Origin of the sequence: Dyella sp. (assembly GCF_035486915.1) — a bacterium.
GTDB lineage: Bacteria > Pseudomonadota > Gammaproteobacteria > Xanthomonadales > Rhodanobacteraceae > Dyella_B.
The window spans coordinates 1-18,899 of sequence record NZ_DATHMR010000178.1 but is presented as its reverse complement, the minus strand read 5'-3'; the positions used below and the strand labels follow the sequence as shown (position 1 = coordinate 18,899).

17 protein-coding genes are annotated in these 18,899 nt (G+C 57.6%); 9 read left to right on the top strand and 8 right to left on the bottom strand.

Translation table 11 applies throughout. The features are described 5' to 3' along the window. Positions 1–15: 15 nt before the first annotated feature. The 4 genes from VK725_RS14545 to VK725_RS14530 form a co-directional block, all read right to left on the bottom strand. Entirely contained in the window at positions 16–1,815 is a 1,800-nt protein-coding gene (locus VK725_RS14545; RefSeq protein WP_325318774.1) for an alpha-L-fucosidase, read from the bottom strand. A 276-nt stretch (positions 1,816–2,091) separates the two neighbouring features. Next, the gene (locus tag VK725_RS14540; RefSeq protein WP_325318773.1) at positions 2,092–3,348 is read right to left on the bottom strand and encodes an MFS transporter; all 1,257 of its coding nucleotides are present in this window, start codon (positions 3,346–3,348) and stop codon (positions 2,092–2,094) included. Positions 3,349–3,550: 202 nt separating this feature from the next. Next, positions 3,551–5,131, bottom strand: a complete 1,581-nt coding sequence (locus VK725_RS14535) for a carboxylesterase/lipase family protein (RefSeq protein ID WP_325318772.1) — start codon at positions 5,129–5,131, stop codon at positions 3,551–3,553. Positions 5,132–5,258: 127 nt separating this feature from the next. Next, entirely contained in the window at positions 5,259–5,978 is a 720-nt protein-coding gene (locus tag VK725_RS14530; protein WP_325318771.1) for a Crp/Fnr family transcriptional regulator, read from the bottom strand. Positions 5,979–6,169: 191 nt separating this feature from the next. Here VK725_RS14530 and VK725_RS14525 point away from each other — a divergent pair, with 191 nt between their 5' ends. Continuing rightward, complete coding sequence (locus VK725_RS14525) at positions 6,170–7,225, top strand: slipin family protein (protein ID WP_325318770.1); 1,056 nt, start codon at positions 6,170–6,172, stop codon at positions 7,223–7,225. 31 nt (positions 7,226–7,256) lie between these two features. Here the strand turns inward: VK725_RS14525 and VK725_RS14520 are convergent, their stop codons facing one another. After that, positions 7,257–7,652, bottom strand: coding sequence for a DOPA 4,5-dioxygenase family protein (locus VK725_RS14520; RefSeq protein WP_325318769.1), 396 nt, complete (start codon positions 7,650–7,652; stop codon positions 7,257–7,259). A gap of 195 nt (positions 7,653–7,847) precedes the next feature. On the opposite strand from VK725_RS14520, the gene VK725_RS14515 reads away from it, so the two are divergent. Continuing rightward, on the top strand, positions 7,848–8,741 hold the full coding sequence (locus VK725_RS14515; RefSeq protein WP_325318768.1) for a LysR family transcriptional regulator: 894 nt from the start codon (positions 7,848–7,850) through the stop codon (positions 8,739–8,741). A 56-nt stretch (positions 8,742–8,797) separates the two neighbouring features. Here VK725_RS14515 and VK725_RS14510 read toward each other — a convergent pair whose 3' ends face one another. Next, a complete protein-coding gene (locus tag VK725_RS14510; RefSeq protein WP_325318767.1) occupies positions 8,798–9,181 on the bottom strand; it encodes a YidH family protein in 384 nt (127 codons plus the stop codon). 338 nt (positions 9,182–9,519) lie between these two features. Here VK725_RS14510 and VK725_RS14505 point away from each other — a divergent pair, with 338 nt between their 5' ends. Beyond that, positions 9,520–10,650: a PilT/PilU family type 4a pilus ATPase gene (locus VK725_RS14505; RefSeq protein ID WP_325318766.1), complete on the top strand. Its 1,131-nt coding sequence runs from the start codon at positions 9,520–9,522 to the stop codon at positions 10,648–10,650. Between the two features lie 16 nt (positions 10,651–10,666). On the opposite strand, the gene msrB is transcribed toward VK725_RS14505, so the two are convergent. After that, entirely contained in the window at positions 10,667–11,092 is a 426-nt protein-coding gene (gene msrB, locus VK725_RS14500; protein WP_414648513.1) for a peptide-methionine (R)-S-oxide reductase MsrB, read from the bottom strand. Positions 11,093–11,372: 280 nt separating this feature from the next. Here msrB and VK725_RS14495 point away from each other — a divergent pair, with 280 nt between their 5' ends. From VK725_RS14495 to glpK, 4 genes are all read left to right on the top strand, one after another. After that, positions 11,373–11,762: a hypothetical protein gene (locus VK725_RS14495; RefSeq protein WP_325318765.1), complete on the top strand. Its 390-nt coding sequence runs from the start codon at positions 11,373–11,375 to the stop codon at positions 11,760–11,762. A 15-nt stretch (positions 11,763–11,777) separates the two neighbouring features. After that, complete coding sequence (gene glpD / locus VK725_RS14490) at positions 11,778–13,286, top strand: glycerol-3-phosphate dehydrogenase (protein WP_325318764.1); 1,509 nt, start codon at positions 11,778–11,780, stop codon at positions 13,284–13,286. A 145-nt stretch (positions 13,287–13,431) separates the two neighbouring features. Then, positions 13,432–14,229: an MIP/aquaporin family protein gene (locus VK725_RS14485; protein WP_325318763.1), complete on the top strand. Its 798-nt coding sequence runs from the start codon at positions 13,432–13,434 to the stop codon at positions 14,227–14,229. A gap of 74 nt (positions 14,230–14,303) precedes the next feature. Beyond that, a complete protein-coding gene (gene glpK, locus VK725_RS14480; protein ID WP_325318762.1) occupies positions 14,304–15,800 on the top strand; it encodes a glycerol kinase GlpK in 1,497 nt (498 codons plus the stop codon). Positions 15,801–15,875: 75 nt separating this feature from the next. Here glpK and VK725_RS14475 read toward each other — a convergent pair whose 3' ends face one another. Then, the gene (locus VK725_RS14475) at positions 15,876–16,475 is read right to left on the bottom strand and encodes a TetR/AcrR family transcriptional regulator (RefSeq protein WP_325318761.1); all 600 of its coding nucleotides are present in this window, start codon (positions 16,473–16,475) and stop codon (positions 15,876–15,878) included. 143 nt (positions 16,476–16,618) lie between these two features. Between VK725_RS14475 and VK725_RS14470 the strand changes: the two genes are divergently transcribed. After that, positions 16,619–17,596: an SDR family NAD(P)-dependent oxidoreductase gene (locus tag VK725_RS14470; protein ID WP_325318760.1), complete on the top strand. Its 978-nt coding sequence runs from the start codon at positions 16,619–16,621 to the stop codon at positions 17,594–17,596. Between the two features lie 453 nt (positions 17,597–18,049). Then, positions 18,050–18,820: an FKBP-type peptidyl-prolyl cis-trans isomerase gene (locus VK725_RS14465; RefSeq protein WP_325318759.1), complete on the top strand. Its 771-nt coding sequence runs from the start codon at positions 18,050–18,052 to the stop codon at positions 18,818–18,820. Positions 18,821–18,899 lie beyond the last annotated feature (79 nt).

Sequence of the window (18,899 nt, the reverse complement as noted above, 5' to 3'; positions counted from 1 at the left end):
GGCTGCCGACGCAAATCACCGCGTCGGCGATAGCTCTATCGAATGTATGGTCACTGGTAGGCGGCTGCCCTGTTCGAATGGCGAGTGGGGCGTGAGCTCTAGTTGCATCCCGTAAGGATGCGCATTGCGGTCTCGGTGCACGCGAGTGGTTTGGCTAGCGATGTTCTGGTTGTCCGCAACAGCACCCGTCAAATTCAGCGGATAGCGTTGTCCATCGACCCATAGATCCATCTGAGTGTGCTGAGGCAGAGGCGTATAGCTGACAGTGAGGACGTAATTCGACGCATTCGCGTCGAGCTGCCAGGCAAGTTTATAAAGCGTGGCGGGATCTTCGTAGCCGTCGCCGTTGTAGTTGAGATAGTGCGAGGCCTGCGCAGGCAGCAAGTGAAAGCGGCCATCGCGCGCTGCGGCGATAGCCTGCGGGCGAACATGAAGCACGCCCTTGAAGGGCAGCACAACGACAGCCATGAAGGAATCCACATGGGAGCCACCGGCATCCGCAAGGGGCCAATTCGGTAGACGATCCAATGGGATGCTTACACCGTCGGCATCGTGCTGTATTTCAACGGTGGCACCGGGTGAACCAAGTCGATATGCGCGACCTAGTGCGGTGTCGATCAACCCAGGTAGATGAAGCTGGTGGTCCGCAGGCATTTTGGCCACGAACAGATAGATCGCGTGCGGCCCCACCGTTGCATAACCAAAGTCCAACGCTGCGAACGGCTGTTTGCGAGTGGCGTAAATGGCAGCGCCGTTGCGCTGCAGCCACGCACCGATGCCTTGCAGCACCTGCGCTTCGTAAGGCACGACGGAGCCATCTCCCTCTGGACCGATATTAAGAATGTAGTTGCCGCCTTGGCTCACGACACGAACCAATCGAGTGATGTTCTCGCGAATCTTGCCTGGCAAGTCCGTCCTCGATTGCCAGGAGCGATAGCCCCAGGTTTCCGGAAACATGGATGCGGGCGCTTGCCAGGGCAGTTCGACCGATACGTCGGGCTCGCCGTTGTCGCCCATAACAGCGAAGTCGCCACGATAATTCCAAACGCGCCCGGAGATCATGGTTTGCGGCTGCAGTACATGCACGGTTTGCGCGAAGTGAGTACTTTGCGCCGACGTAGGCTTGCCCATATCAAACCAGATTTCGGCGATGGGTCCGTAGTGGCTCAACAACTCCTTGAGCTGCGCAACATTGAATGCTTCCTGCGCAGGCGTGATCGGATTGCTGTTGCCTTCGATATATGTGTTGCCGCCCGGATGATGCCAATCGATCGTCGAGTAGTAGACACCGAACTTCAGGCCAGCACGCGCACAGGCGTCCGCTAGTTGTTTGACGATATCTTTGTGATAAGGCGTGCCATCCACCGCGTTATAGGGCGTTTGCGCGGTTTGGAACAAATTGAACCCGTCATGATGCTTGGCCGTGATAACGATGAACTTCATGCCCGCGGCCTTGGCGAGGGCGACAATCGCGTCGGCATCGAAATTTACGGGATCGAAGCGTTTTGCCAGTGCTTCGTATTCGTTGGGCGGTATCGGCGCATTGGCGAGAATCTGCTCGCTATAACCGTTATCCACGCGATGGCCATTCCACATGCCACCGGCCAAGGAATACAGGCCGAAGTGAATGAACATGCCGAACTTGCGATCCTGCCACGCATCTATCGTCGCAGCACTCGGACCAGGACCTGGCGGCGGCTGAGGCTGATCCAGAGGGCGCCGCGCCGCTACCGGAATGTCGGGAACCTGAGTGGACGGCAATACAGCCCAAGCGCCTTGCATCCACGCCATCATGCTGACTAGCAAACACCACATCGCTCGCTTTCCAGCGGATACATTCTTCATAAGTTTCGCACTCGCTGCCGCATTTAATGATGAAACTCACCACCGATGACTATCACTTATCGCAGGTACGAAACCAAGCGGTTAGGGGCATTTCCCAAGCAACGTGTATCGGTCGTCTAGTCAAAAAGCCCACAATTGGGGACCATGGTGTAAATCGTCGTAATGTCCGTTTTCGACCCAAAGCTAACGCCTGGGGCGATCGTAAAATTCAATCGACGATCGCGTGTTGAATGTCACAGTGGAATGTCATGTAGCGGCCGTCCGCGGTGGAACGATCGGGGGCCCGGGTGTCGCGTCGGTGTCGCCACGTTGACGCAGTTGGCGGGCGTAGCCACACCACAACGCGAGCGATCCTACGGAGATAGCGCCCAGCAACAAAAAAGTCATGCGGAATCCAAATGCGTCGGCCACGATGCCGCCAAGCAACGGGCTCAACGCAGCGCCTACACCTTGCATGGTCATGACCGCGCCTTGACCGACGTTGACGCGTCCGGTGCCTTGTAAAAGCGCCGCCACCATCGCGGGCACGGCGACACTCTGAAGTCCGGCGCCCACACCATCCAGCGCCTGCACAGGCCACACGCCCCAGCTCTTAATGAGATAAGCCGCGATGATGCCGCGTATGGGCAATGCAATGAACGCTAGTAAGATGACGAACCAATGCCCATGTTTGCGCATCCATCGAATCGCAAATATGGACATCGTCACCATGACCGTTTGGGCGACTACGATGGTGAGTGCCGTAAACAGCGCGGGATTCCCTTGATGTGCCGCGACCACCGCCATGCCGTACAGCGGCAACATCGCCGCATTCCCCAAGTGAAAGAGAAGCAGTGCGAAGCCAAGTATTAGCAGTGGCTTGCAGGTCAGTAGCACACGAAGCCCGGAGACGTGATGCTCATGCGTTTCGCGATTCTCCCAGCCACGGGCGGCGCAGTTGTCGATAGCCGTTGCTGGAATCAACAAGACACTGACGAGCGCAAAGACCGCAAACAACGCGGCCAATCCGAACACCGCGATGAATCCAAATTTCCAACCCAGCAAGCCGGACAGTGCAGCGCCTACGACATTGCCCGCATGATTGATTGCTTGGTTGCGACCAAACTGGCGATCGAATCCTGCTTTGCGAACCATACCTAACGTGATGCCAGCGAGGGCAGGCCCCAACGCCGCGCCGGCCAGAGCGGTCGCAATCTGAGACGAAGCCACCACCCACATCTTCGGTGACAAAAGCAGTACCGCTGATGCCGTTACTGTGAGAATGCTACTGATCACTACCAATGCGCGCTTGCGATGAGTTGCGTCCACCAGTGCGCCGGCGGGCGCAGTGGCCAACATGCCGACAATGCCGCCCAAGGTCATTACTGCGCCAATAGCACCCGTATGCCAATTTCTGGCTTGAAGGAACACTCCCAGGAATGGACCGATACCTGCCTGGACATCGGCCATAAAAAAATTCAGGCATTCAAGCGCGCGAATCCCAGGCTTGTTAGCGCGGATCATGGCTCTGACTAGTTTGGTGGTAACTCAGCACAGATCTGCCTGCAGTCTCATGCGACTGGGCCATCGTAGGCCAAATAAATTTGAGCGCTGTCGACGAATTGTAAAGAAACGACAATCGTGGGGCTCGACGTTCAGGCGTTACTGTCGATGCGGATGGGTGAGGAGTGCTTGCTAGTGCCCGCTTTCGAAAGCGGGCACAACATTAGATGTCGCTATCTTGCATAAATTCATACCGCGCTGCGTTGCGGTCAACGCGCGTGTGTGTATTGGTGCCAATCTCCTGGCGCGACAAGCCGCCATCCTTGCTCTCGGCAGCGGGCCAGTGTGGCAGGCCTGCACCGTTGGGATTGCCCGTCTTGATAAAGCGCTCCCAGTAACCCTCCATCACGGAGGAGACGCGGTAGTCGTCGGCAGTCCATGCGTAGACGTGGTTGCTCGACAGATTGCCCAGCGCGTATTCGATTTCACCACTGTGCACGGCACCGGAGTCCGGGCCGGCGCTGCCATCGCGCTTGGCTGGGCGTGACTGGGTGAAGTAGTAGTAGAACACCGGGGCTTGGCCGGTCTGGCGGTGCAGATTCATCCAGCGCCACGTAGAGAAGGCGATGGAGCGATCGCCAGCAAAGGCGGTGGCGGATGTTTTGACTTCGGCTTCGGTTTGACCCGGATAGAGCTCCAGTGCTTCGCGCGCATGCGTGCCAAGACGTTGTTCCATGGCAGCGCGATAGTTCGCTGGTGTCGGAGCCTTGTCGCCGAGTACATAGGTGTAATCGCCTTCCTGCGAGTTGGAGCCAACTAGTAGCGGAATGTGTGCCTGGTCTCCAGCCCGATAGATGACTTCCGGTGATTGGGGCAGGAAGTAGCCGTCGATGGTAAGTCGAGAAACATGCGTGTCTTCTTCATCGACGGCCTTGAGTAGGGCATTGGCGTCCATCGCGCGCAATTGTTCCAGCGAGTGCGCGCCGGCACCTTGCTCAAACGCTTCGCCGTCACGCTCCGCCAGGGCCAGTGGTTTCGGCTTGAGATTGCCGAGCACCGCACCGCTCTCGCCGATTGCACGCTGCATCAAACCTTTAGACAAGGGCGAAGCCATTTGCGCGGATACCGACATGGAACCGGCAGATTCACCTCCGATGGTGACTTGACCCGGATCGCCACCAAACGCAGCGATGTTGCGCTGGACCCAGCGCAAGGCAGCGTTCTGGTCGAGCAAACCGTAATTGCCGGTGGCGCGCTCGGGCGATTCGGCGGCAAGGGCCGATAGGGCCAGGAAGCCGAAAACATCCAGCCGATAATTCACCGTGACCGTTACGATTCCCCGTTGAGCAAGGCTTGCACCATCATAGCGCGGCTCGGAACCGTCACCTCCTTTAAAGCCGCCGCCGTAGAAATACACCAGCACGGGCAGTTTTTGGTTGGCGCTATGTGTAGGCGTCCACACGTTGAGGTACAAGCAGTCCTCGCTCATGCCGTCGGAACGAAACACCATGTCGCTGAAGAGAGGACGCTGCATGCAACGCGGGCCGAAATGATCGGCCTTCTTTACGTCCGTCCAGGTCGCAACGGGTTGTGGCGGCTTCCAGCGCAGCGGGCCGAGGGGTGGTGTGGCGTACGGGATGCCCTTGAATTCGTTCAAACCGGTCTTCGCATCGTGGATACCTGAGAGACGACCCGAATCGATGTTTGCTACAGGTGCGGGGCTATCGGCGAGGACTGATGCAGAAGTGAGCGTGGCGGCCAACGCCAGAAGGACACAGCGCGACCGAGCGAGTGCTATGAGCATATTATGGTCACCGTTTGGGCGGTATGACGCGCCGGGCACGCGTACGATCGGCGGCCAGCGGAGCAACGTGTACGCGTAAATCCTAACGCGCTTATGAGCCAGCGCGCACATTGATCGGCAGAGACGGTCAGACTACCGAAAGCGGTGGAAGGAGGCGATCGTATTCCTTCTTGACCACGGCGTAACATTCGCACGTGCGTTGTTCAAGGCCTGCGCGATCGATGACTGTAATATGGCCACGTCGATAATGGATCAGTCCTGCATGCTGTAAATGGCCGGCCGCCTCGGTGACACCTTCGCGACGCACACCGAGCATGTTGGCGATCAATTCCTGGGTCATGACAAGGTCGTTGGTATCCAGACGATCCAGGCTGAGTAGCAGCCATCTGCACAACTGCTGATCCACAGAGTGATGCCGATTGCACACTGCGGTCTGGGCCATTTGTGTAATCAGCGCATGGGTGTAGCGCAGAAGTAGGTGCAACACCGGCCCAGCGCGGTTGAATTCCTGCAACATCACGTCCGCGCGCAGGCGCAAGCCCTTTCCTGCACTCTGAACCAGTGCGCGGCTAGGTGTCGACTCACCGCCCATAAAAAGGGAGATGCCGACAATGCCCTCGTTACCCACGACCGCAATTTCTGCGGAGGCGCCGTCCTCCATCACATAAAGCAGTGAGACGATCGATGTGGTCGGAAAATAGACATGAGCCAGCCGGCTACCCGATTCGTAAAGCACCTGACCTAGCGGCATGTCAACGGGCTCCAGCTGCGGCAGCCAGCGCTTCCATTCAGCGTCTGGCAACGCCGCGAGCAGTCGATTGCTGCGCGGATCGACAGCCAAGCCCATGCGAGTGTCCGTAGCTGTGGCAAGGCGATTATGGCTATTTCCCGCTGAGATAGAGGCCTAGTCGCGTGGCGCGGCAATCGGTCATCGACGCGGCCATGGGTACGCCACCGTACCGACACGGGACGCTGCAGCCTTCACCATTCACTCTAGAGTCGTCACATCCCGCGGGATCTGCAGTCAGGAGTATCGCCATGAACCCCATTACTCTTTTCATCGTGGCCATTTTTACAGCCATCGGCGGTCTATCCATGGCTCGAGGCAACCTTATCGCTGCCATTGGGTTTTGGGTCATTGCAGCTGTCATCGCGCAATCGCTGAAAATGGCCAACACATGGCAGAAATTCGTCGTACTGAGGGCGGGAAAACTGCAAGGAGTTCGCGGACCAGGGCTCTTCCTGATCATCCCCATCGTGGACCGCGTCGTCGCCATCATCGACGAGCGCATCCAAACCACCGCGTTCAATGCAGAGCAAGCGCTGACGCGCGACACCGTGCCCGTAAACGTCGATGCGATCATCTTCTGGCATGTACATGACGCCAAAAAAGCGGCCCTGGCTATCACCGATTACCGGCAGGCGATTGGCCGGGTAGCGCAGACATCTCTACGGGAAATGATCGGATCGTCCATGCTGACGGCGCTCTTATCCGATCGCCGCTCCGCTGACCTGGAGTTATGTGCGGACATTGGCCGTAAGACCGTTGAATGGGGCGTAACGGTGCAGTCGGTGGAAATCCGCGATGTGGCCATTCCGGTGGCGCTGCAGGATGCGATGTCCCGGCAGGCGCAAGCGGAGCGTGAAAAGCAGGCGCGCATCATCCTGGGTTCGGCGGAAGCCGAGATCGCGAGTAAATTCGTTGAGGCGGCCCGCGTCTATGCTGATCAGCCAACAGCTTTGCAGCTGCGCGCCATGAACATCATCTATGAGACAACCAAAGAGCGGGGTACGACGATCCTCATACCCAGTTCGATGGTCGATAGCATGAACCCCGCAGCAGCGGTCGCTATTGCGCTTGGCGCCAAAGCCGGAGCTTCGTTGACGGGCGGAACTGCCAGCACATCTCCCGAAACTCCGGTTCGCCGGAGGCCTGTTGACGAAACGCCCATCGAACCCACCAGCACCAAGCCAACCGAATGGAGTCTGTCGCGAGCGCTTAGTGATCTGGTATCCGAGGGTGGCTATTCCGTGGCTTTGGATGACATTCGCCCAACACCCGCACCGAAGCCTCTGCCGACGAAGGCGCCATGATTTCCGTTCGAAAAAGCGCGTGCGCAACGTGTCAGAAGTCGGATTTCCCGAAGCGCGCAACACCCTTGTTCTGGCCCGGTGGATCGAGCGTTGTCAGATCGAGTTCCAGCGGTGTTCCGATCCAATGCGCCAATAGCGTGTGATCGGCAAGGTCGTCATCCGTCAGCGGATGAACCAGCGCCCTGAATCCTGATGACTGGATGAAGTCGAGGATCGCGGGCAGCGCCTCTTTCGTGAAATGAATTTCAAACTGCGGGATGGGATGCGGTCCCGCTTTGCCATTCGTAAGTTGGCCGACAAACAGAAGCTGAGGAATCTTTCTCGACTGCATAAAGCTGCAAAGACGGGCGCGTGCTGTATCAGCCAGGGCTCGTTGGGACGTTTCGTAATAGATATGCGCGTGGTAGGGCGCATTGTCGGCGCTCACGATTTTCGCTCCTGTATGGTCGGGCAGCTTGTAAAACGCCCTCAGATCGAGGCTGGGTAGATCGAGATGACAGTGTGGCACGGCGACCCTCTGAATTTAGCGCGCCGAATGGGGCAGCGCGCCATAGTGCGCGCCTTGTCGTGGTTGATAAATATGGGATGATTTGACCCATTCCAAACCCATGGGTTGTCAATCGTGAACAAGCTGGCCAACATGGAAATGTTCGTGCGCGTGGTGGAAAGCGGAAGTTTCGCCGCTGCCGCCGAGGCGAGCCGGGTGTCGGCCACGATGGTCGCCAAGCACATCAGCGATATCGAACAACGGTTGGGTGCGCGCCTGCTTCATCGCACCACCCGACGCCAACAACTTTCGGATGTGGGGCGGCTCTACTACGAGCGCTGCAAACACGTGCTCGCGGAAGTGGAGTTGGCCGAAGCAAGCGCAGGGGAACTGCACGCGACACCGCGCGGCCAATTGCGTGTGATTGCGCCGGTCAGCTTCGGAAGTCACATCCTCGTGCCGGCACTGAGTGACTACATGGCGCAACATCCGGACGTCAGCATCGAGCTCACCTTGGACAATCGTCCACCCAATCTCGTCGATGGAGGCTTTGAATTAGGCATCCATATGGGTGAGATCAACGAGCCTGGTATCGTTGCGCGTCCGCTGCGGCCCTATCGCCGAATACTTGCCGCTTCCGTCAGCTATCTGAATCGTCGTGGCCAACCTGAGCATCCCGAGCAGTTGAGTGCGCACGAATGTCTCGGCCCATCGTATTGGCGGCGATTCGATCAGTGGCATCTCATTGGACCTGCCGGTGCCACATGTCACGTCACGGTACGAAGCCGATTCACTGCAAACCAGGGCAACGCGCTGCGTATTGCCGCGTTGAGTGGTGCCGGCATCGTGCTGCAACCAGAAGCTGTACTCGCCGATGATCTCGACGCGGGTCGGTTGATTGCGGTACTTCCAGAATGGTCGCTTTTACCATCGCCCATGTATCTGATCTACGCGCAGGATGCGCGCCCAACGGCCAAGCTTCGCAGTGCGATCGATTTTTTGGTGGCTCGATGGGATGCATCGAGTTAGCTCGACGCTTCGTGCTTGTGGATAGATCCGTCAGGCCGAAGGGTTAAACGCACCACTCAGTTCAACGCAAATATCTCATCGGCGACATAGACGATAAGAAACACCGCTACGGCGATCAGTATGCCCGCCATCAAACGTTCAAAGGACGTTCCACCATACGAAGTCGTTTCCTCGCTAGTGATCAATTTGCGATTTCGGTAAAAGCGAAGCGTCGCGAACAAAATGATCAACGATCCAAATAGCAAGAGAATCAGGCCCAGCCATTCGGAAGCTCGAATGTGCAGAACAGAGTGACTTTGGCTGGCGCTCCGGCTGACGTAATACAGAAAGATATCGAATCTCTCCAATAGGAACCCAAAGGCCATCACCGCAATGGCAGTGCGAACCCAGGCGAGATACGTGCGCTCGTTGGCGGCGTGATCTGTAAAGTGAGGGATCATGATGTGAGCCTTTTGGGTCGCCCGGTTTGATGCTCAGACGCAGTCAATTCTGTAAAAGGTGACACGCTCGTCGTCATTCCTTTAACTATGCCATTTCCCGCGGACTGTAAAAATGCCTATTTTAAACAACTGTTTATATAGATAATCCGGCACACTTGAGAAGGGTCGTTTTAAAAAGTGACACGATTATGGATCGTGCACAGTTTGTCGAACTGACTTTATTTCAGGCCGACGTCCAAAGATTGGCCGTTCTTGCCGCCAGGCAAACGTCACCCTAGAGTAGGGCGAAAGAGTAGGGCGAAACGCATCGATGGCCACGTGCCGCGGGGAGTTACGGTATGGATATTTCCGATCTGCTCGCAACCATGGCGACCGAGCGTGCGTCCGATCTCTACCTGAGTCATGGCGCACCACCGGCGATTGTCGTCGCGGGCGTTCAACGCTTTATCGGCGATAAGGCGCTTACGCCCATCGACACGCATGCCATCGCCTACTCGGTGATGAACGATCGACAGCAAAAGGACTTCGAAGCGACTCTGGAGATGAATCTCGGTATTGCACCGGCAGGCATTGGCCGTTTTCGCGTCAATATTTATCGGCAGCGAAACGAGATCGCGATTGCGATTCGCTACATTTCCACGGAGATTCCCTCGATCGACAGCCTGCGGTTACCGCCGACGCTACGCGATCTGGTGATGCTCCCGCGTGGCTTGATTCTGGTCGTCGGCGCCACGGGTTCGGGCAAGTCGACGACCCTTGCTTCGATGCTCGACTATCGCAATCGAAATCGCGCTGGTCATATCCTCACTGTCGAGGATCCTGTCGAGTACCTGCATGAACACCATCAGTCGATCATCGATCAACGCGAGGTTGGCATCGACACGTTGAGCTATGCCAACGCGCTGCGAAACGCTATGCGTGAAGCGCCCAACGTGATCATGATTGGTGAAATTCGCGACCGTGAAACCATGCAACAGGCGATTGCCTATGCGGAAACCGGTCACTTGTGTCTGTCGACGCTGCATGCCAATAACGCCAATCAGACGTTGGATCGCATCCTCAATTTCTTTCCCGACACTGCGCGGCATCAATTGCTGATCGATCTTTCGCTTAATCTCAAAGCCGTCGTCTCGCAGCGGCTGCTGCATGCGGTGGATCGTACGCGTGTTCCTGCGGTCGAATTGTTGCTCGTCACCGCTTACATTTCAGATCTGATCGAGAAGGGCGAGATCGCGACGATTCGCGAAGCCATGAAGCAGAACAGCGAAGTCGGCATGCAGACTTTCGATCAGGCGCTGTATGCGCTCTATGCCGCCGGCACGATCGGTTATGCCGAAGCACTCGAACATGCCGATTCGCGTACGGATCTGGCCTTGCAGATTCGGCTGCAAGGGCCTGCACCGCATGAAAGCGCGCGAGGAGTTATCGATGGTACGGATGCGCCGCTGTCTATGCAGCTGGGTAAGTAAGCGCGCGCATCGCGATTCAGTCCGGCACAAAGTTCATCGCTACGCCGTTCATGCAATAGCGTAAGCCCGACGGCGGCGGTCCGTCCGGGAAGACGTGTCCGAGATGACTGCCGCAGCGGCTGCAGTTCACCTCCGTGCGTTGCATCCCAAAGCTGTTGTCGTCGGTCGTGTCGACAGCGTCGGCGATGGGAGTGTCAAAACTCGGCCAACCGGTCCCGCTCTCGAATTTGGTCGTGGAAGCGAACAATCGCTGACCGCAACCTGCGCATGCAAACGCGCCGGGCCGCTTTTCGTAAAGCAGCGCGCAGCTCCCTGGGCGCTCGGTGCCGTGGCCGCGCAGTACCGCGTATTGCTCAGGTGTGAGCAAAGTGCGCCATTCGGCATCCGTGTGGGTGACAGCGTAGTGTTTCGCTGGCGGTGTCGTCGAACGTGGATCGCTCATGAGTTGACCACCCTATATGGCAACTGCGAAGTTCTTGATCCGGGGCGAAGCCAGAACGTCGCGGAAGTGGCGCTTGTCCAATCTGCCCCAATGAGGGAATACAACAGGCAGGTGCGATAGGACAATAGCTGTCGGGTTTACAGAGATACGTTGTTTTCGGACGTATTCTGGCCGCTGGTGCGTTAAAACCGAAGCAATTTACGCATTCCCTAGCGTATCCGATGGCCGCTTGGGTTTACAGTCTGCGAGTCATCCTCATCCACAGGCAGAGGAAAACGTCATGAGCCACCATGAACACCCGTCCCCCACCTTTGACAAATCATTTCTCGAGGATCAAAAGAAAAGGTTGATCCAATTACGCGACGAGCTGATAAAGATCGCCGACGAGTCTGCTTCCGAGGAAGAGACACTGCAATATGAGGCGGGAGGGGAGGCGCACGATGACGCGGATAGTGCCGAGAGGATGGCCATCCAAGAGAACGATGAAGCGCAGTTTCACTTAAATTTGAAACGGCTTGCCCAAGTGCAGCGGGCGTTGCTGAGGATCGATCAAGGAACGTATGGTTATTCCGAAAAGAGCGGAAAACCCATTCCCCGTGCTCGATTGACGGAAATTCCCGAGACCACACTTACGCTTGAAGAAGCACGGCAGGAAGAATCCGGTGCTTAAGACAAAGGACGTGCAATGACTGAGCAGTTCGATCTCTTGGTGGTCGGTGGCGGTATCAATGGTGTCGGCATTGCGCGCGACGCGGCAGGGCGGGGGCTTTCGGTCTGCCTGTGCGAGCGCGACGATTTGGCCGCGCACACCTCCAGTGCCAGTACCAAGCTGATCCATGGCGGCCTGCGCTATCTGGAGCAATATGAGTTCGCCCTGGTCGGCAAGGCCCTGGCCGAGCGTGAGGTGCTGCTGCGCGCCGCGCCGCACATCATCTGGCCGTTGCGTTTCGTGTTGCCGCACCAATCGCATCTGCGGCCGGCGTGGTTGATCCGTCTTGGTTTGTTTCTGTATGACAACCTTGGCCGAGGGCGGCGCACGCTGCCAGGATCACGACGTGTCGCGTTGAAGCGACATGAGTCCGGACCACCGCTGCGCAATGAGTTCCACACCGGCTTCATCTATTCCGATGCTTGGGTGCAGGATGCGCGGCTGGTGGTGCTCAATGCGATGGATGCGATGGAACGTGGCGCGACGATCTTCACGCACACGCGTTGCGTCAGTGCAAGCCGTGCTACAGATGGCTGGACGGCGCAACTGCAAACAGCGCAAGGCGAGCTTTCGACCGTCAGTGCCAAGGTGCTGGTCAACGCCACCGGCCCGTGGGCCGTGCAATTCCTTGATCAGGTCGCCAAGGTCGGACACGATCATGCGCTGCGTCTGGTCAAGGGTAGTCATATTGTCGTGCCGCGCCTGTTCGATCATCAGCATGCTTACATCTTTCAGCAGCCCGATCGCCGGATCGTATTCGCCATTCCTTACGAACATGACTTCACGCTGATCGGTACCACCGATATGGACTACCACGACGATCCATCCACACCGCATATCAATGGCGAAGAGACAAATTATCTCTGCGACGCAGCCAATCGCTACTTCAAGCGCAGCATTGCGCCAGCCGATGTGGTGTGGAGCTACAGCGGCGTGCGTCCATTGGTTGACGATGAAGTCGGCAACGCTTCAGAAGTCACGCGTGATTACCTGCTTGAACTGGATCGGCAAGGCGCGCCACTGCTCAACGTGTTCGGCGGCAAGCTGACTACGTATCGCAAGTTGGCCGAAGAAGCCATGGATCGCCTGGCGACGCTGTTTCCACAGGCATCCGAAGCATGGACGTCCAAAGGTCACCCGCTTCCCGGTGGCGAGCGGCAGGATGTCGACCGTTTGCAACGCGAATTGCAGTCGTCACATCCGTGGCTGCCCGAGCCCATGGCGTGGCGCCTTGTGCACAGCTATGGCAGCCGAACAACGCGTATTCTCGGACAAGCCCGTTCTTTGCAGGATTTGGGAGAGCATTTCGGCGCGGATCTGTATCAGGCCGAAGTGGATTACCTGCGCACGATGGAATGGGCAGTGGATGCCGCCGATGTGCTCTGGCGTCGCAGCAAGCTAGGCTTGCGCTTCAATGCCGAGCAAGCAGCGCGTCTGACGGGGTATCTTGCGGATGCACCGTCGCGTCGCGCGTCGTTTGCTTGAATCACCCCTTTCTTTGCCAGTTGGCACGCGCTGCGATGACGGCAGGGAAGGATGAGGCAGGGAGTAAAAAGCATTATGAGAGGAACATCATGTTGAACCACACAACTCAGCTGTTCGCCGTCCCATGCATGGCGGAGGCACGAGCATGAGCCGGCAAAGCATTGGCGAATTGATTTCCGAAGCCATGGCCACCTTTATCATCATTGGACTTGGCGACTCCGTGGCCTGCATGTACGTGCTGTATGACCCAAGTCCGTACGCCAATGCTTACTGGGGCGTGTGCATTGCATGGGGTCTGGCGGTGACGATCGCAATTTATGTGACCGGATCGGTATCCGGCACGCACGCTAATCCCGCCGTGACATTGGCGCTTGCCATGTTCCGCGGCTTTCCATGGAAGAAAGTGATTCCCTACAGTATTGCGCAGGTCGTGGGTGCCTTCATCGGCGCCGCTGTCGTGTATGTGCTGTTTGCGCCGGTGATCGATCATTACAACCAGGTGCATCAACTCACACGCGAAGCGGGTGGCGCTGCGGGCGTGTTCTTCACGCACCCCGGATTGGTTGTTACGCCGATGCATGCACTGGTCGATCAGGTCATTCTCACCGCTTTTTTATTGCTTGGCATTTTTGCGATCACCGAGCAGTACAACGAAATGGCGCCAGGCGCCAATTCGGGTGCGCTCATCATCGGTTTACTGGTGGCGACCATCGGTGCGTCGACGGGCTATCTGGAAGCTTGGGCCATCAACCCGGCGCGCGATTTCGGGCCGCGCCTGTTCGCCTATTTCGCCGGGTGGGGTTCCTCGGCGTTGCCGGCACCGGAGAACTACTGGTGGATTCCCATCGTCGGTCCATTGATCGGCGGCATCGTCGGCGCCGCTGCCTATCAGTGGCTGATCTACCCGTTCCTGCCTGCGCGTCAGCGCGCGCAACAACAATAGGCGAATTGCTGAATGTATCGATGGCCTGAGCGTTGCACGCGCAGGCTGCAGTTGACTTTCACTGGAGTCGTTTCATGGACAAGTCATACATCCTGGCCATTGATCAGGGCACGACCAGCTCACGTGCCATTCTGTTCGATCGGGCGGGAGCCGTCGTCAGCATTGCGCAACGCGAATTTACGCAGATTTTTCCGCAATCGGGTTGGGTGGAACACAATCCGCGCGAGATCATGACAAGCGTACTGACCACCATCACCGAAGTGATGAACAATGCGCAGGTGCACGCGAGTGCAATTGCCGGCATCGGTATCACCAATCAGCGCGAGACCACGGTCGTTTGGGACAAGGCCACAGGGCAGCCGATTTACAATGCGATTGTTTGGCAGTCGCGCCAGACGCGCGAGATTTGCGATGAGCTCATCGCCGCCGGTCACGATAAGATGGTGCGGGCAAAGACCGGTTTGCTGATTGACGCTTATTTTTCCGGCACTAAAGTCAAATGGATACTCGACCGTGTCGACGGTGCGCGCGATCGCGCCAAACGCGGCGAACTGTTGTTCGGCACCATCGACACCTGGTTAATCTGGAATCTCACCGGTGGCAAGGTGCATGTGACCGATTACACCAATGCGTCGCGCACGTTGATGTACGACATCCATGCGCAGCAATGGGACGATGAATTATTGGCCATGCTGGATGTGCCGCGCGCCATGCTGCCTGAAGTGCGTTCGTGCAGCGAAATCTATGGTCACACGCTTAGTCAGCATTTTTTCGGTCAGGAAGTGCCGATTGCTGGTGTAGCAGGGGACCAGCAGGCGGCGCTCTTCGGGCAGGCCTGTTTTGAACCAGGCATGGCCAAGAATACCTATGGCACCGGTTGCTTCATGCTGATGAATACCGGCGAGAAAGCCGTAACGTCCAACAATGGCTTGCTCACGACCATCGCCTGGGGCCTGCAAGGCAAAGTGGAATATGCGTTGGAAGGCAGCATCTTCGTGGCCGGTTCGGTAATCCAGTGGTTGCGCGATGGGTTACGCATGCTGGGCAAGGCCAGCGATTCGCAAGAATACGCCGAACGCGCCGGCTCGAACGACGGCGTGTACATGGTGCCGGCTTTCGTTGGATTGGGCGCTCCTTATTGGCGCAGCGATGTGCGCGGCGCCGTGTTCGGTCTTTCCCGTGGTACGACCAAAGAGCATTTCGTTCGCGCGGCGGTGGAGTCAATGGCTTACCAGACGCGCGACGTTCTGGCAGCGATGGAAGCCGACGCGGGCATTCGATTGAAAGAACTGCGCGCTGACGGCGGCGCCATTGCGAACGAATTCCTCGGCCAATTTCAGAGCGACATTCTCAACGTGCCCGTGCTGCGTCCGAAGGTTGCCGAAACCACCGCGCTGGGTGCCGCTTTTCTTGCGGGCCTTGCAACCGGATTCTGGCCGAGCCGCGAAGACATCGCGCGTCAATGGGCTGTCGATCATCGTTTCGAACCGGTGATGCCGGAAGCACGACGCGAGGCGCTATACGCAGGCTGGAAGCAAGCCGTCGAAGCCACCATGGCTTTCAAGATCTGATGTTTTGAGTATTGCGCCAGCCTGCCGGCGCGCTGCCGTGGCCTGTTTATGCCACACCATTCGCTGCCGCTGCTTCTACTTGGCGTCAGCACTCACGTTCGCAAGGCCGGCGATCAGAATATCGATAAGCCGATATGCACGCGGGACCCAATCGGTCTGATCGTTGGCCTTGGAGAATCCGAACACGGCATAGAGAAGATCGAGCGCGCGAACGTCTTTGTGCACATCGCCGTTTTCGATGGCACGCGCGATCAGCCGATTCGCAGTCACATTGATTTGCGTCGAGGAATATTCGAACAGCGCCGCGTTGTCGCTCGTTGCCGCGCTGAGCGCCTGAACGATGATTTTCTTTGTTCCGATGTATTCGGCAAATAGACGCAGCCAAGCGCGCAGTGCGTCCAGCGGTTTCATCGTTTCAAGCAAGGTGGTGGCAGCGGCGGCGAGTTGTTCCACTTCGTGGCGGTAGACCGCCTGAAGCATGGCGTCGCGTGTGGGGAAGTGCCGGTACAGCGTGCCAATACCCACGCCTGCGCGCTTGGCGATTTCGTCGAGTGTGACGTCGCCGCCGTGTTCCGCGAACGCCTCTTTCGCCACCTCCGCGAGGCGATGGCGGTTGCGTTCCGCGTCCGCGCGCGGTTTGCGCGGGGTGGTCGAGGTTTTTTTCGCAGTGGCCACAGGTACCCCTTGCAAAACGGAGGAAGCCTCCATATAAATATCCGGAGACATCCTCCGGTTTACCGCCATCATAGCGGACCCTGACTCCCGAAGGGTACTGACGGTAAGCCGCCCCGCGATCTTTAAAGCAAAACGAGGTATTTATGACGAAGCAATTCAGTGCGAGATCGACCACGGACGAGGTGCTGGAAGGCATCGATCTGAGCGGCAAACGTATTCTGGTGACTGGCGTATCGGCCGGTTTGGGTGTGGAAACCGCCCGCATTTTGGCGGCCCATGGCGCGCAGGTTGTCGGTACGGCCCGCGATCTAGCCAAGGCAGAATCGGCGACCAAAGGCGTACTGACCGACGCGCGCGGGCAGGGTGGCCTGGAGCTGATCGAGCTGGATCTTGCCTCCCTGGACAGCGTACGCAGGTGCGCCGACCGGCTGCTGGAGCGCGGCGATCGTTTCGACGTGGTGATCGCTAACGCTGGCGTGATGGCATGTCCGTTCGGGCTTACCGAAGACGGCTTCGAAACGCAATTCGGCACCAATCATCTGGGCCATTTCGTGCTGGTCAATCGCATCGCCTCGCTCATCAACGATGGCGGACGATTGGTGAACCTTTCTTCAGCCGGCCATCGGTTTGCCGACGTTGATCTGGACGATCCCAATTTCGAACACACCCCCTATGCGGAATTCGTTGCCTACGGGCGTTCCAAGACCGCCAACATCCTGTTTGCCGTGGAGTTCGATCGACGCCACAAGCATCGCGGTGTTCGTGCCACGGCGGTACATCCAGGCGGCATTAGAACTGAGCTGGGACGGCACATCTATCCAGACGATGCTTCGTTCCAGCGACGCGTCGACGAAGTCAACGAGGAGAATAAGGCCGCTGGCAAAGAGCTGTTTGTGCTGAAGTCTGTTCCGCAAGGTGCGGCGACATCGGTATGGGCGGCTGTGGTAGCCGATGCAAACGATGTCGGAGCAAAGTACTGCGAAGACTGCCATGTCGGCGAAATCGTCACCGATCCCAACCTTGGTGCGGTGAGTGAGGGCATTCGTCCCTACGCGCTTGATGCGGAACGTGCGAAGGCGCTTTGGGTCAAGAGTGAAGCGATGGTCGGCGAGCGGTTCTGATTGGCAGACCACCCATGTCGCTCCCCGCTTAAACGTGCCATCTGTCGAACTTCTCGACAAATGACCGAGCATTTAGTGACATCAAGCGACTACCCAGTTTAAGTAGGGCGATACGCGGTAAAAGATGACATGTTTATGCGGGGATTTTGGAAAAGGCGGCATGGCTATACCGTTTTGCTTTGATGGGATTGCCTTAGGATGATGATGTCCGCTTTCGCAACCCAAAGCAGATGTTATGGATATAAGCCGTCTCGCCCAATGCGATTGTCTAGAGAAATCCAGCCAGCCTGCCGCGCGGATGAGGGCGCCCCGTGTTAGCAGCGGGAACCTTTGTCCCCTTATGGTTTTCTCAAGTAGATGCTAGCGATGGGATTGGGCGAAGGGCGTGGCCGTATCAAACGCCCGAATCCAATCGATGACTTCGACCATATGCTTGCCGCCACGGGGAAAGACATGGCATACACGCGATGGCTGGTTTCTGGGTTGCCGCTGATTGCCGCTTTTGCAGTCCAGGCACAAGGGCCGACTGCGCCCAGCTCGCCGCAGTCCGCGCCAGTCAAAGCCGACAAGTACAAACTTTCTTATGCGATCGGTTATCGCGTCGGCTGGCAGCTTTCAAGCGGAGAGCTTCCGGCGGGCGTGGACATCAATGTCGTACGAAAAGCTATGGAAGACGCCTACGCCAAACGCGCGCCTGCCGTGCCCAAGGAAGATATGTACGAGCAGCTCGCCGGCCTTGGCGAACAGATCCACGGCAATGCAGTTTCGGAGTTCAATCAAATTGCGGTCGACAATGCTCGCAAGAGCGCGGAATTCATGACGCGTAATGCTACGCAGCCTGGCGTCGTACAACTTCCTTCAGGCATTCAGTATTCGGTGATCAAGAAGGGCGATGGCACCGTTAGTCCGGATGACCACAGCATCGTCACGATCAACTACCGCGCTATGCTGATCGACGGCACGGAATTCGACAACACGTGGGCACATGGCCGTCCAGTCAGCTTCACTGTGGGCAGCGTGATTTCAGGCTGGCGATACGTGATACCGCGCATGCATGTGGGCGATCGCTGGACGGTGGTGGTTCCTTCCATATTGGCCTTCGGCGAACAGGGCCTGCTGCCGCGTATCGGTCCGAATCAGGCGCTGGTGTTTGATCTGGAGTTGCTTGATGTCAAGCCGCCGAATCCGCAGGTGGTTGCGCCGCAACCAGATATCACGAAGTGAATCTCTGTGGGAGAGCTGCGGCATCGAGTCTCGGTGAACATGTCCGCTTTCACCCAAACCAGACATAGCGGAGTCTCGG